Annotated in this window: 11 protein-coding genes; 2 read left to right on the top strand and 9 right to left on the bottom strand. The window is 62.9% G+C overall.

The annotated features are described in order from the left end of the window. Nucleotides 1-14: 14 nt before the first annotated feature. Nucleotides 15-1,079 carry an NAD-dependent epimerase/dehydratase family protein gene (locus LFT45_RS04535; protein ID WP_236808961.1) on the bottom strand — a complete coding sequence of 355 codons (1,065 nt, stop codon included), beginning with the start codon at nucleotides 1,077-1,079 and terminating at the stop codon, nucleotides 15-17. A gap of 1,090 nt (nucleotides 1,080-2,169) precedes the next feature. Between LFT45_RS04535 and LFT45_RS04530 the strand changes: the two genes are divergently transcribed. After that, on the top strand, nucleotides 2,170-2,610 hold the full coding sequence (locus tag LFT45_RS04530) for a hypothetical protein (RefSeq protein WP_236807015.1): 441 nt from the start codon (nucleotides 2,170-2,172) through the stop codon (nucleotides 2,608-2,610). Between the two features lie 108 nt (nucleotides 2,611-2,718). Here LFT45_RS04530 and LFT45_RS04525 read toward each other — a convergent pair whose 3' ends face one another. The 7 genes from LFT45_RS04525 to LFT45_RS04495 form a co-directional block, all read right to left on the bottom strand. Next, complete coding sequence (locus tag LFT45_RS04525) at nucleotides 2,719-4,284, bottom strand: cytochrome b/b6 domain-containing protein (RefSeq protein ID WP_236807013.1); 1,566 nt, start codon at nucleotides 4,282-4,284, stop codon at nucleotides 2,719-2,721. Nucleotides 4,285-4,287: 3 nt separating this feature from the next. Further along, entirely contained in the window at nucleotides 4,288-5,277 is a 990-nt protein-coding gene (locus tag LFT45_RS04520) for an electron transfer flavoprotein subunit alpha/FixB family protein (protein ID WP_236808968.1), read from the bottom strand. Between the two features lie 11 nt (nucleotides 5,278-5,288). Continuing rightward, nucleotides 5,289-6,065 carry an electron transfer flavoprotein subunit beta/FixA family protein gene (locus LFT45_RS04515; RefSeq protein ID WP_236807011.1) on the bottom strand — a complete coding sequence of 259 codons (777 nt, stop codon included), beginning with the start codon at nucleotides 6,063-6,065 and terminating at the stop codon, nucleotides 5,289-5,291. A gap of 1,197 nt (nucleotides 6,066-7,262) precedes the next feature. Then, nucleotides 7,263-7,934 carry an IclR family transcriptional regulator gene (locus LFT45_RS04510; RefSeq protein ID WP_236807009.1) on the bottom strand — a complete coding sequence of 224 codons (672 nt, stop codon included), beginning with the start codon at nucleotides 7,932-7,934 and terminating at the stop codon, nucleotides 7,263-7,265. Between the two features lie 219 nt (nucleotides 7,935-8,153). Further along, nucleotides 8,154-8,492: a carboxymuconolactone decarboxylase family protein gene (locus tag LFT45_RS04505; RefSeq protein ID WP_236807006.1), complete on the bottom strand. Its 339-nt coding sequence runs from the start codon at nucleotides 8,490-8,492 to the stop codon at nucleotides 8,154-8,156. Between the two features lie 141 nt (nucleotides 8,493-8,633). After that, a complete protein-coding gene (locus tag LFT45_RS04500; protein WP_236807005.1) occupies nucleotides 8,634-9,374 on the bottom strand; it encodes an NAD-dependent epimerase/dehydratase family protein in 741 nt (246 codons plus the stop codon). A gap of 384 nt (nucleotides 9,375-9,758) precedes the next feature. Further along, on the bottom strand, nucleotides 9,759-11,105 hold the full coding sequence (locus tag LFT45_RS04495) for an MFS transporter (protein ID WP_236807003.1): 1,347 nt from the start codon (nucleotides 11,103-11,105) through the stop codon (nucleotides 9,759-9,761). A gap of 434 nt (nucleotides 11,106-11,539) precedes the next feature. Between LFT45_RS04495 and LFT45_RS04490 the strand changes: the two genes are divergently transcribed. Beyond that, a complete protein-coding gene (locus LFT45_RS04490) occupies nucleotides 11,540-11,791 on the top strand; it encodes a hypothetical protein (protein ID WP_236807001.1) in 252 nt (83 codons plus the stop codon). A 438-nt stretch (nucleotides 11,792-12,229) separates the two neighbouring features. Here the strand turns inward: LFT45_RS04490 and LFT45_RS04485 are convergent, their stop codons facing one another. Further along, nucleotides 12,230-13,702, bottom strand: a complete 1,473-nt coding sequence (locus LFT45_RS04485) for an aldehyde dehydrogenase (RefSeq protein ID WP_236806999.1) — start codon at nucleotides 13,700-13,702, stop codon at nucleotides 12,230-12,232. Between the last annotated feature and the right edge of the window lie 9 nt (nucleotides 13,703-13,711).

Raw genomic sequence — 13,711 nt, 5'->3', positions numbered from 1 at the left:
GCGAGAGGGAGAGCTTATGCATGCGTAGTACCGAGCTCTAGGGGCTTCACAGCCGCCTCTGGCGGCTCGGGAAGCTCGGGCAACCCGGCGAAGATGCGGTTCCTGTTGATCGTGCGGTAGACGCCGGCCTCCATGCCGTGGCGGGCACGGTACCCGAACGCCTCGGCCGCCTTGCTGGAATCGGTTTTCATCTCGAAGAGCAGCGTCGCTCCGGGCGCCAGCTTGAGATCGGCGTCTTCGACTTCAATCTGCGCCTCCGGAAGAAGTTTGCGCACGAAGTCGACCGCTTCGCGGATTGGACGGTAATCACCGTCGATCAGATAGCTCGCAGCCCCGTCCGGCTCCTGGAACTCAAGTGCGGCGAGCATTCCGGCAATAAGATCCTCCACGTACAGGAGGCCGATGCTGCGGTGCCCGAACGGAACCTTGCTGGGGCCCAGCCCGAGGGCGGGCTTGTACAGCAGCTCAGCGAGCCAGGAACTGCCTCCTCCCCGACTCAGCTTGACATGCTCGCCGAAGCCATAGACCCGCATCGGACGAACGCCGGTGATGTTCAGGCCGTACTTCTCCGCGTACGACCGGGCCATCTTCTCGCCCATGAGCTTGGCGGCACCGTAACCGAAGTGCGGGTCGAAGACGCTGTCGTCGTTAACGACCCCAGAAGGGCCAACGGACCGCGAACCGAACACGCTGCTGCTGCTCGCCCACACGACCTTGTCCATGCTGAGCCGGGCCGCCGTCTCGAACACATTCGCCGTGCCCATGACGTTCACTTGGGCCCCGAGCCACGGCTGCGCCTCAGTGGCAGTCGGCAGCAGGGAAGCGAAATGCATGATCGCCCTAACCCCATGCTGCTCGGCGGCGCGCGTCATGTCATCGAGGTTTCCGACGTCACCGACGACGACCTTAACCCTGTCGCGCACCCCGCCCCCGATCAGGTAGTCCACGTACTCGAGTTCGGGCAGCTCGCCGTTGGGATCCCCCGTACCGCCCAGGTATCCGTAGATCACCACGTCCTGGCCGGCCTCCAGCAGATCACGAACCGCATATCCGCCAACAAAACCCACCCCGGTCACCATTACCGCCACATCAAACTCCTCTGTTCTCCGTCGACCAAGCAGATAGATTCCGCGCATCGTTCAATATTAGGAACATCTGAATGATATTCCGAACACCGCGAGGCGTCAACCAATCGTTCCGGGCTGCTCAAATCACCGGCCGGTGTCGCACGGTAGGCCTATGGCCTTGAGCTCCGTGTAGGCGTTGAGGCCCTCGGGCCGTTCTCACGGCCGATCCCACTGAACTTCAACCCGTCGGCGCCAGCCATCCCGCACCATCACCGTTCACTTCGACCGAGCCCGTGCGGATGCGGCGGGCTATATGAGGACCGAGGGGACAGTCGGAAGATCTCCTCCACCGGGGAGATCGGCCGAACTCGTCGCCGATGCGGACAGGCTCACCGCCGAGAAGGGTGCGGCCATCACCGCGCTGACCGCCCAGTTGCGGCGCAGCTGACGGGCCTCCCGGGGTAACGGGCTGCAGGAGTCCACGCCGCCGAGCGACCCGCTGTGACCGGAGCGGCCTGCGCGGCAGCAAGGCTCGCGGCCGCTTAGGCGCATGCCAGTGCGCTTGAACATGGGTACTTACAAGCGGTTCCTGACGTGCACCAGCCCGGCCCCCGCCGCGAAACAAACGCCGGACCGGTGCCACGGGGGCAGGGACGATGAGGGAGAAGAAGTTCACGGCGTTCACGCCGTACTTCGCTTGAGGAGTCGGTCGGTCAGGCCTCCGGCCGTGTTCCTCGTCGCCGGTACCCCTGAGCGCGTAGCCTAAGAACTCAACGGACGACCACGTGGAATCCTGGGCGGGGAGCGCCCTCCCGAGGACCTCACTAGACCTGCTCCACCACGGACAGGTTACGTTGCAACGACTGAAATCTGCCCGGTTGAACACTGCGTCACGCGTTCTGACCGATTTGGTGGGTGATCACAGTGGAGGATTGGGGCGCTGATTCGGCGGCTGCATCTTGCCGAGGGTGAATCGATGAGGCCGATAGCGGCGCGGCCCGTATTTCCCGGAACACGGTCGTGAAGGCTGTCAGCGCTGACGGTGCACCAACATACGTCCTTGCGCCACAGCACTCCGGAAAGGCGGTAGAGTCGTTGATCCGTGCGCGTGCTGCAGGAAAACCCGAAGATGCCGGCGACGGTGTTGGTCGAGCGGGTGGGCTGGTTGGGGTCACCGGCACAATTTAGTGAGAACGCCGCCATGATCCGTCTGGAGTATGCCCCGGCTGATCCTGCCAATCGGATCAGTTACGTGCCAGGCGACCAGGCGCAGTGGGACCTCTGGTTCCCGGAGGTGCGTGTCGGGACCGGCAAGTACCCGCGGTTGATCAGGGCCCCGATGGCCCCGTCACGGATGACCGGAGATCTGGTGGCCGGGAAGGGGGAGCTGATTGGATCCTCCGGTGCGGTTCCACGGAGGGCTGTTCTGGGACAAGGATTGTGCCCAGGTCTGCCCCGACCGATCTCTACCGATGAGTTCAAGGCCGATGCCAATGAATCTGATCATTTCCTCCGGTCGTTCATCGCCCTCTGTAGCCCTTAACGTTCCCTGCCTGAGCCTCCAAAACTGTCTGTGGAGTCTGGGGGCGGTTAGCACTGGCCATGGTTCTTCAGCGCTCTGTCGGACACGCTCACAAGTTTCCCCTAGACCTCACCGGCCGACCTTTCCCATGAGTGATGCGATGGGGGCGATCAAGAGCGGGCGTGCAGCGATCCAGCCTGCAACGATGACGACAAGCGAGGCGAAGAAAATCCAGAATCCAGTCCAGTTGAGGGCGTCCTGCCCGCCGTAAATGTGGTTGAGGTTGCGCAACGCGCCCGTGGCGAGCACGAGGGCGATGTGCAGGATGATGAACACGACGAAATAGATCATGACTGGGAAGTGAATCGCCCGTGCCGCCTTGATCGAGTAGATCTTGCTGAGCGTTGTCGCCCGCTTGGGCCAGATGGCGCTCATGCGAATGCCCGTCGCCGCCGCGAGGGGTGCGGCGAGGAAGACTGTCGTGAAGTACGCCAACTGTTGCAGCGAGTTGTAGTTGGTCCAGCCGTCCTCGGTCGGCCAGTGCAGCGACATGTACTGCAGGGCCGCGGACAGAGCGTTGGGGAAGACCGCCCAGCTCGTTGGCACGATCCGTGTCCACTGACCGGTGACGAACAGCAGCAAAATGAAGACAGCACCGTTGAGCAGCCACAGGACGTCGAGTGCCTGGTGGAACCATGTCGTCAGGCTGACCTTGCCCTCCTTGCTGTCTTTCGACCACTTCGGGGTCCAGTACGCGGTCGGACGCTTCTCCCTGCGGATAATGATGCCTGTGCGGATGATCAGTACCATCAGAAACACGTTAAGAAAATGCTGCCAGGCCAGCCACCCGGGGAATCCCACAGGAGCGTCCTCGGGCAGGGCGTACTCCCCTGGGTAAGTGACCAGGAAGTCGCGCATGAACTCGAGCGACAGGAACCACCGCGCCAGGAAGACGGCCACCGCTACGGCACAAAGCAGACCGGCGCCAGTAATGATGACTGCGCCGATCCACTGACCGGCAGTGAAGCGGCCGTACTTTCTCGGTCCGGGCACAGGATCTGGGTCAGTGGGACGCATCTGCGGGGCTGAGGCGAGCTGCGGCGCCCTCTGGATAGTTGGCGCCGTGACGCGAACGGGGTCGGCGAGTGCGGCGGGAGCGGTTGTCTCGGCCGCGCCGGGTCCGCTGGGCGTCACGTCAGGGTTGAGAATTGTGCGGTTCATCATGCGGCCGGGCGGCCATGCCGCACCACCCGGCACGCGCGGCAGACCTCTACGGATGGGGTTAGCTTCGACCCGCATGGCATCGAATGAGGCCGCGTCCCGTTCGGCGACGGAGGCGGCGGCGGCCGTGTCCGTACCTGCCGCGGTGCCAGCCGCAGCTGCTGGGGACGAGGTTTGAGCTGCCGGAACGGAAGCGGCGCGGTCGCGCGGCCATGGCTCACCGCCCGGGACTCTCGGCAGGCCACGACGCATGCGAGGAGCGACGCCCGTGGCGGTGCCGGCCGCCGCCGCTGCACCCTCGGCAGGTGCGGGTGCCGCAGACGCCGCCTCGGGGACGGCGATCGGGTCGGCGACGCGGATCGATTCAACTGCAGGAGCTTCGTCAAGGATCGACGCCCCGTCGGCTGGGGGCCATGGCGGTCCTCCCAGTGTGCGGGGCAAGCCACGACGCAGGATCTTCCCGTATGTCGCCATCCGCTACCCCTTCCGCACGTCGAGGGCCTTGATGAGCTGAGGCACGATCGTGAAGAGATCGCCAACGACGCCAAAGTCGGCGACGTCGAAGATGGGCGCATCGGAATCCTTGTTGATGGCGACGATGGTTTTGGACGTCTGCATCCCGGCGCGATGCTGGATCGCCCCGGAGATCCCCACCGCGACATACAGCTGCGGAGAGACCTGATGCCCCGTCTGTCCCACCTGGAGCGACTGCGGCACATATCCGCCGTCTACCGCTGCGCGTGACGCGGCCACCGCAGCACCTAAGACGTCGGCAAGCTGCTCGACGAGGGCGAAATTTTCGGCCGAACCCAGACCGCGTCCGCCCGAGACGACTTTCGCCGCGCCGCGCAACTCCGGCCGTGACGATTCAAGGACCGCCGCTTCGTCGAAGGCCTCGACCGTCGCTGCGGCGTAACCCGATGCCGCCACGTCGAGTTTCTCCACAACCGGCGGTCGCACCTGGGCCCGCGCTTGAACGGCGCCCTGGCGGACTGTGATGACAGGCGCGCCATGCGTGGCTGCCGACGTCGCATTGAAGGCGCCACCGTACACGGAGTGCAGCGCAATGACGCCCTCCGCGTCACGATCCACGCCGACGGCGTCGACGGCGAGTGCAGACCGAGTGCGTGCCGCGAACCTGGCCGCCACCTCGCGACCGTCCACCGAATGCGACAGCAGGACGGCGTCGGGCTGAACAAGCGCAGCGGCAGCTTGCACCGCATCCACTGCCGCTACCACCAATGAGGTCGTGGCGGCGTCGGATTCGTGGAGGAGTACCCGTTCCGCGCCCAACTCTGCGGCCGCTTCTGCCACTTTGTCGCCACGGCCGGGCGCGGCCATGATCAGGGCGACCGCGGTACCGATCTGAGCGGCGGCTCCGAGCAGGCCAGCGCTACTCGAGGCCAGCTGCCCGGCGCGCGTGACCTCAAGAGGGACCAGGATTGAATCAACGGCGTAGTCGGTCATGAACTGCTCTTTCATGCTAGGCCTTTCTGTACGAGGAACTCGGCGATCCGCTCGCCGCCGTCGCCCTCGTCGACAATCTTTACGCCCGCCTCTCGAGCCTTTCGCTGCGCCACAGCGATCAGAATGGATCGTGACGCACCGGGGTCGTCCGCGTCCACCCCAAGGTCGGCCAGCGACAGTATCTCCAGCGGCTTCTTCTTCGCCGATCTGATGCCTTTTAGCGTCGAGACTCGCGCGGCTGGCAGCGCCTCAGTGACGGACACGATCGCGGGAAGTTGCGCGGACACGCGCATCCTTCCCCCGTCTGAAGCTCGATCACCGGATACGCGATCGCCGTCAATCTCCACCGAGCTGAGCGCCGTCGCATTTGGCACGTCCAACAGCTCAGCTAGCATTGCGGGGATCATACCGGCCGAACCGTCCGTCGAGGCCTCGCCCGCGAGAACGAGGTCGAATCCCTCACGTTTCAGCGCTGCGGCGAGTACTTGTGCCGTCAAGCCCAGGTCGGCGCCCACGAGCGCGTCGTCGACGACATGCACTGCCGAAGTCGCACCAGTCGCGAGACACTTACGCAAGGTACGCCCCGAGGTCGCGGGGCCCATCGACAACGCCACGACCCCAGTATCTGGGTTCCGGTCGCAGTACGTTAGGGCAACCTCGAGCGCCCGTTCTCCGATCTCATCGAAGACAGCCTCATCTGGGTTGCGTTCGGTGAGACCCGTCTCTAGGGAGAGCCGAGGATCCCCATAGGTGTCCGGCACCTCTTTGACAAGGACCACTATCTTCATTCGCTATGCCTCTCGGGTACTAGAGCAACATTCAACATGCCGATGCGGTGTTCCTAAATATGTATAGTACTCGAAGGGTCAAAAGGTCGTCCAGCAGTCCCCACTTCTTTTTGCCATAGGGCCTGCCATATCTCCGCCCATGACACTGCCTAGACGCCAAGATCGACTTGTACCTATGTCACCGGCCACCAAGAATCGCCCACGAGCGGTCAGGCGTTTGCCCGCGTGGCCATCGCGACTGCGCGCGGGCGGCCACGAAGTGATCGTTCTGCTGGCCCGCCAGTGGGCAGGCCCTTCAGGGTCAGAGGACAAGGGCCGGTGGCTTGGTCCGCGGATCATATGGCTCCGGTGCCGGCGGGCCAAGGGCGCGCGCACGCGGCTGTGGCGCACGGCAGGGATGACACTCGCTTCTCCAAGCCGCCTCACGAGCGGGAGAAGGGACCTAGACCCGTCCCGCGCTTAGATAGGGCGTCCTCTGGAACCACCGTACGACGGCGCCGGCGGGCAGCGCTTCATTCAGGTGCAGGACACACCTTGAGCACGTTTTGGCTGGCCCTGCCGGCACCTCACGTGGCTATAACCGGCCAAAGCCCATGGGCCGCACCGGTAGCGAGTTGGCCGTCTATGGGCGCTTTCACAAGATCGGCCACTACCTCGCCGAGAGAGGGCACCGCACGGAATAAGAATGATGAGTGACCTGGCCGCGACGTTTTTGCAATCGGCCGAATCCGGCGGATGACCTTGAATCCGGGTTCAGCCTGCAACAGTTGGCGCGGCCTTTGCATTTCACGGCAAGGCCCGAGTTGAGCAGGGAAGGATAGAAGTTAACCAAGAACGGGAGATTAAGCGGCTATGCGCCGCCATGCATGTGACAGTCTGTCCCAATTTGGGATGGGACGCAGCCAGGATGACCCTTGAGCTGTTGGAAAAACGCTCCGCGCATTACTTGGGCAGTGCCCGGCCCCCACTGGCTGATGCTATCAAGGCAAAATCATCGACCATGACCAGCCGGAACTCTGTTGGTCACGAGCGAGCCGCCGAGGTGGCGGCGATGTGCTGGAAGGTCCAGAGCATGCCAGACGTGCCGGGCCTGGTCAGGAAGCCTGTTGAGACAATAGAGCTGTTTCCCGGGAAGAGTCTGCAAACAGTTCCTATAGGACCGTGCCGGGCCCCGTCGACGGAGTATCTCGGAGGGGATCAGCCGTGGGCTGGGGACGAGAGGGACGCCGCCGTCTGACGAACGCTCTTGGCGATCTGGTCCATGTTTTCCTCCATGCGGGACTTGGGGCCGACGAGGGCTATGGCGAGTGTTGCGGGCGCCGTCCCGTTCACGATTGGGCTGGCGATGCTGATGTGATCGGCGATCGACTCCCCGATGTTGAAGCCGGTGTTCGTCTCGCGCACCTTCGACAGTTCATCGAGTATCTGCTCCCGGCCTACAGGAAGCGTCTTGTTTCGGCGAAGGTAGGTTTCGAGACGTTCGGGCGACATGGCTGCCAGGAAGCACTTGCCGCTGCTCCTGGGCCAGAGCGGCAATCTCTCATTCAGGGTCGGAGAAGCCCGGATAATGCTTGGCGACTCCACAGTGTCGATATAGACGACCGAGTCCCCGACAAGGGTCGCCAGCATGGAGGTTTCACCCCATGTTTGAGTCAATTCCTCGAGTGCATGGTGGTAGACGGCGGGAAGGGCGCTCGGGCCGGCGGCCAGGAGCGTCGAAACCGCGGGGCCCACGACGTACCGGCCCTTATCCTCACGAAAGTAGCCCGTTGCAACCAGTCCCTTTGCCAGGCCATGCACCGAGGACTTGGGCGCGCCAATCATCGAAGCCAGCTGAGCGAGGCTCAGCCCTTGGGGGGTACTGGTCAAAACCAGTTCAAGTAGCGACATTACTCGAGCAACGGTTCGGTGCTCCGCCGCCGGCGATCCACCGCCACCACCAATCTCTGGCACCAGCAAACTCCTTAAAAAGATCGGTATCATTCGTTACCCGACGAACACTACAAGCCAGTCGACCATATGTTGTCATCGAACCCTGGTTCGTCGTCCATTCGCATCAACCACCTGTAGACGAAACCGACGTGTCGATCAACTCTCCGCCTCCGACTCTAGCTCGTCGAGCCACTCGAGGGCGCGGGCGACCTGGTAGATCCCGGACGTTGCTCCGAGCGTGACGACCACGGCATGCCGCAGCGAATCGATGTCGGCTCCCGTTTCCAGTACGCGAGCAGAGTGAGTCTTGAAAGAATCCTCGAAGCCAGCGATCCCGAGCGCTGAAATGACGATGAGCTCGCAAGTCATCGTGTCGAGGGGGCCGCTTTCTAGAAGCGCTGTCCGGAGCGCTTTGAAGCTATCGTCGGCCGCGACTGACTCACCTCGCAGGTACTCTGAAGGCCGCCGGCTTAGCGACCTCTTCACCACACCCATTTCCCCTCCATCCCAAATTCGGCTCAATTGATGTCCTAGATTACAGCGCGCGCGCCGAAATCGGTCGGACGAAGCGCGCGGCTGTCGAATTCGGCCCTATGTGCGGCATCGATCTGCTCGACCGGCGAACACGCAGAACGGTCATGGGCGAAAGGGAGAGCTTATGCATGCGTTGAGATCGGCGTCCTCGACTTCAATCTGCGCCTCCGGAAGAAGTTTGCGCACGAAGTCGACCGCTTCGCGGATTGGACGGTAATCACCGTCGATCAGATAGCTCGCAGCCCCGTCCGGCTCCTGGAACTCAAGTGCGGCGAGCATTCCGGCAATAAGATCCTCCACGTACAGGAGGCCGATGCTGCGGTGCCCGAACGGAACCTTGCTGGGGCCCAGCCCGAGGGCGGGCTTGTACAGCAGCTCAGCGAGCCAGGAACTGCCTCCTCCCCGACTCAGCTTGACATGCTCGCCGAAGCCATAGACCCGCATCGGACGAACGCCGGTGATGTTCAGGCCGTACTTCTCCGCGTACGACCGGGCCATCTTCTCGCCCATGAGCTTGGCGGCACCGTAACCGAAGTGCGGGTCGAAGACGCTGTCGTCGTTAACGACCCCAGAAGGGCCAACGGACCGCGAACCGAACACGCTGCTGCTGCTCGCCCACACGACCTTGTCCATGCTGAGCCGGGCCGCCGTCTCGAACACATTCGCCGTGCCCATGACGTTCACTTGGGCCCCGAGCCACGGCTGCGCCTCAGTGGCAGTCGGCAGCAGGGAAGCGAAATGCATGATCGCCCTAACCCCATGCTGCTCGGCGGCGCGCATCATGTCATCGAGGTATTCGACTAGACTTAAGCGCGCCGGTTGGCGCCAGCCATCGGGCGCCATTACACTTCACCTCGACTGTGCCCGTGCGGATACGGCGGGGCAATCCTCACACTCCTGGCCGCCGCCCAACCGTGACCGTAGTCATGTCCGGTCAGCGCAATACCGCAGCCGCAATCACCGCAGGCGGGTTTTCTGAGCCCCACTGTTGGTCGGGCGGCCGCCGCGCGACATGCCGGCCTCTGCAACGAGGTACGTCGCGAGTGGCGCGACCACAAGATCGCGCGGGTCGCCGACCCAACGTCGTGCTCAAATGGATCCTCATCGCGGACGTCTGACCTGCATCGATACGTTCAGTCCGTGGGCGCGTGCAGGGCCGAGAGCAAGTTCCCCAGCTGACCTTCGTGCCGCTGGGAGAGCCCGTCGACGACCTACAGACTCTCCTCGTTACGGCTCCAGGGAGACACCACATCGCCCGCGAGGCTCACGGAGAAAGAAGGCACCGATCATTGAAGGTGTCACGACTGCCATCAGAAACCATGCCGGCGCAAAATAGCTCCCGGTAACGCTGACGAGCCACGTCGCAATGAATGGAGTAGGTCCGCCGATCAGCGCGACAGCCAACCCGAGCGAAAGCGCGAACCCGGTAAAACGGATCTCTGTCGGGAACGTTTCTACAACCGCGGCCAGCTGGCCTCCTCGCGCAAGTCCGAAGGGCGCGGCCATCAAGACCAGGCCGATTGCCGGAAGGACATAGCCACCCGCTTGAATCAATGCAAACGCGGGGTAGGCCGTTGCAAACTCGGCAATCGCGACTGCAAGCAGCAGCTGTCGCCGCCCGATACGGTCAGACAACCGACCGCCCATCACGACCATGATGATCATGACGATCGCAGCAATTGAGCTCAACAGCACGGAGGTTCCCTTGGAGAGTCCGGCGGAGCCGGTGAGGTACGAAGGCATAAAGGTCAGAAGCAAGTATCCGGGAACGAGGACCGGCAGATTGAAGAGAGTAGCGCGCCCAATCAACTTCCACCCACGACGGGTGCCGACGACAGCCTTGAGGGGGTGAGGGGTTTTGAGGCCATTTTCCTGAACCTGCTCAAAGACGGGCGTCTCCTCGAGCCGGTATCGGATGTAAAGCCCCACAGCACCGATTGGCGCAGCTACCAGGAACGGAATTCGCCACCCCCAGCTCAGCATTTCGCTCGCCGAGAGCGTTGACAGCAGGAGTGTGGCGACCAGAAGTGCCGTAAGCTCTGCCGCGGCTATAACAGAGTTGAGGGCGCTCGTCTGGCGGGCGCGCCGGTGTTTGGGCGAGTACTCACCCACAAAGATCGCGGCACCTGGTATCTCGCCGGCGGCCGAAATCCCCTGAAAGAATCGAAGAAGGATGAGCAGGCCGGGCGCCCAAAGACCGATTGTGGCGTGGCTGGGGATGATTCCGATAAGTGCTGTAGCCCCGGTCATGATGACGATATTTATGACTAAGGTCCGTTTGCGGCCGATTCGATCGCCAATCGGTCCCCAGAACAGCCCACCGAGAGGCCGGGCGACGAATGCCAGCGCGAACGTCGCGAAGGTGGCCAAGAGGCTCGCCGTGCCATCAGAGCCGGGAAAGAACACTTGCGACAAGACTGCGGCCAGGGTGCCATACGCGACCAGATCGAAGGCCTCGATGAATGTGCCGATTGACGCGGCGATTGTGACTTTCCTGACCAGGTCTGTGCTGGCTTTTGGTTCAGTGCCAGTCGCTGATCTAGTTTCGATAGTGGTCTCACTGCTTTCGTTCATCGAACCTTATCTCCCTTGATAGTGGCCCCTTTGGCTTTCACGTCGCGGCAGACGCTGCCGACCCCGCTGGCCCTTTCGATCTTGCCCATGTATACAAAACTGACTCGAAGTAGTCCTCAGGCCCGTAGTGCAACCCTTCCCGGACTCACTTTGACCCCCACGTGGAAAAGCTGCGGGGGACCGACGTTCAGCATTCGATACACTTGTACGATATGGCGATCCCGTGGGTTGGGTCAATTTATCCTAAGAACAAGCCCGCAACGTCCTGATACTTCGGCTTCCGTCGTTCCTCAGTGGCCTGGCGTCGCCGGGGCTTGGGCGCGCTTCGGCTTAGCCGTCTTGGAGGTCGGCTCGTGCATGGCAACGATGGGCATTTGGTCCCTGGCAGATTTCCAGGAGACCGGGCGGGGCGCCTGACCTGCTTGGGGAAGGCGGTGCTGGATGCGGTCATCGGCGTGGGCGGGGTCAGCACAACCGCGGCGCTGCTGGCCAAACGTCGACGCGGGATCAACGAGCACCTGTACCGGTCGGTGCCGTTATCCCACGAGCACCCTGGGCGATGGCGGCGGGTCGAGCCATGGATGACGACCTTCGTCAACACCCAGTCAGGCCAGATTTTCTGCGTCGTCGACGGACTAAACGCCGGCTCGGTGGAAGAGTGGCTGGCACAGCGTTTCGCGGCGTGACGGGCCCGGATCGAGGTCGTCGCGATCGACACGAGCGCGGCGTTCCGCAAGACCGTCACCACGGCACAGCCGTTGTGCTGGCCTTCGGGCCGGGTTGCAGCTCAAATACCAGTAGGTGTCGGCAATGAGGGCATGGCCATTCCATGTCGATAGGTCCGGCAGGACCTATCGGGGATTCTGCGCACTCTCGTAGGATTGGAGCATCGTATTCACCGCGAATATATGGCGCAGATACGTCAGTCTCGACTTTCAACTACGCGCGCGTTGAGCCAGTGTGTTCCCTCCAGGAATTGTCCGAAGCCGGCCTCCTCGGGTTTTTTGAGCAGACGAGGAGATCAGCGATACCGCGCTGTTAGCCGAGGCAGGCCCAGCCTTATGCCGAATGGAAACGACCGGTCAACAAATCCCTTCCCAAGGGCGAACCAGCCACGACCAGCACTACAGGGGAAGCCCTATGGACTTGATCTCCGTGTAGGCGTCGAGGCCCTCCCGGCCGTTCTCACGGCCGATCCCACTGAACTTGAACCCCCCGGCCGGCGCCAGCCATCCCGCACCATTACCATTGACTTCGACCGTGCCCGTGCGGATACGGCGTGCAACCCTCACAGCCCGGTCAAGATCGGAGGTGAAGACCGCACCGTTTAGGCCGTACAACGAGTCGTTCGCCAGTCGGATCGCCTCCTCCTCATTGTCGTACGTCAGGACGGACAGGACTGGACCAAAGATTTCCTCCTGGGCGATGCGCATCGACGACTGCACCCTGGTGAAGATGGTCGGTTCGACGAACCACCCTCGGTCATGTCCCTCAGGCCGACCGCCACCCGTGACGAGCACTGCACCCTCCTCACGGCCGAGTCGGATGTAGGACTCAACCCGCTCACGTTGCCTCTGCGTGACCATCGGACCAATTTGCGTCGCCGGGTTGCGAGGATCGCCAACGGGCATGGAGTTCACGAGCTTGACAAACTGGTCCAGCACCTCTTCCTCTCGCTCTCGAGGAACGATGATGCGGGTTTTGAGGCTGCAGATCTGCCCGCTGTTCCTTAGGGAGCCCATCCGAAGACTCTCGACGGCCGCGGGGAGATCCGCGTCGTCAAGGATTACTGCGGCCGACTTCCCACCCAGCTCGAGTGTAACGCGCCGCAGATCGTTGCCGCACAGCTCTGCAATCCGGCGGCCGGCAGCCGTCGAACCCGTGAAGGCGACCTTGTCTACGCCCGGATGTGCGATCAGGTACTCGCTTATCTCCCTCTGCGCCGGCACGATGTTGAACACCCCAGGGGGGAGTCCAACCTCCTCCAGGAGCTCGGCCAGCCAGAAAGAGCTCAGGGGCGCCTCGGGTGCGGGCTTCAAGACGAAGGTGCATCCGGCCAGCAGGGCAGGCGCCAGCTTCTGGACGGCGATGCACAGCGGCACGTTCCACGGGATCACCGCGGCCACGACTCCCACGGGTTCGCGGACCACCATGGCGCGTCGACCACCCCAGGACCTTGACGACTGGAAGTCATAGTCCTCAGCAACATCGAGGAATGCCTCCAGCATCCCGCGCGCGTTCGCCACCTGGATCAGCGGAGACTGGGAGATGGGGCACCCCATCTCCTCGGTGATCAGCTGCGCGATCTTTTCCTGGTTGGCTGCCAGCCCCTCAGCCACGCGCCTCAGGAGAGACATCCGCTCGTCGACCGTAGTCCGTGACCATGGACCGGCATCGAAGGCTCGGCGCGCTGCCTCCACCGCGCGGTTAACGTCGGCCTCGGACCCGAGTGAAACGCGGGCGATTGTCTCCTCGGTTGTCGGTGAGATCACGTCGACATAGTCGGTGCCGTCCGGGGTGACCCAATGACCGTCAATGAAAAATTTGTCAAAGCTGTCCCGCCACATAATCCCTGCCTCTGTACTTGTCGCCCACACTGGGGAACT

It is taken from the genome of Arthrobacter sp. FW305-BF8, from assembly GCF_021789315.1.
Lineage (GTDB): Bacteria > Actinomycetota > Actinomycetes > Actinomycetales > Micrococcaceae > Arthrobacter.
This window is presented reverse-complemented; position numbering and strand designations above follow the sequence as displayed.

What these genes read in the sequence shown, in the direction of transcription:
- LFT45_RS04520 (WP_236808968.1), bottom strand. Translation starts at nt 5,277, where the DNA reads ATGACCGACTACGCCGTTGATTCAATCCTGGTCCCTCTTGAGGTCACG.
- LFT45_RS04495 (WP_236807003.1), bottom strand. Translation starts at nt 11,105, where the DNA reads ATGAACGAAAGCAGTGAGACCACTATCGAAACTAGATCAGCGACTGGC.
- LFT45_RS04515 (WP_236807011.1), bottom strand. Translation starts at nt 6,065, where the DNA reads ATGAAGATAGTGGTCCTTGTCAAAGAGGTGCCGGACACCTATGGGGAT.
- LFT45_RS04505 (WP_236807006.1), bottom strand. Translation starts at nt 8,492, where the DNA reads ATGGGTGTGGTGAAGAGGTCGCTAAGCCGGCGGCCTTCAGAGTACCTG.
- LFT45_RS04535 (WP_236808961.1), bottom strand. Translation starts at nt 1,079, where the DNA reads ATGGTGACCGGGGTGGGTTTTGTTGGCGGATATGCGGTTCGTGATCTG.
- LFT45_RS04525 (WP_236807013.1), bottom strand. Translation starts at nt 4,284, where the DNA reads ATGGCGACATACGGGAAGATCCTGCGTCGTGGCTTGCCCCGCACACTG.
- LFT45_RS04500 (WP_236807005.1), bottom strand. Translation starts at nt 9,374, where the DNA reads ATGGCGCCCGATGGCTGGCGCCAACCGGCGCGCTTAAGTCTAGTCGAA.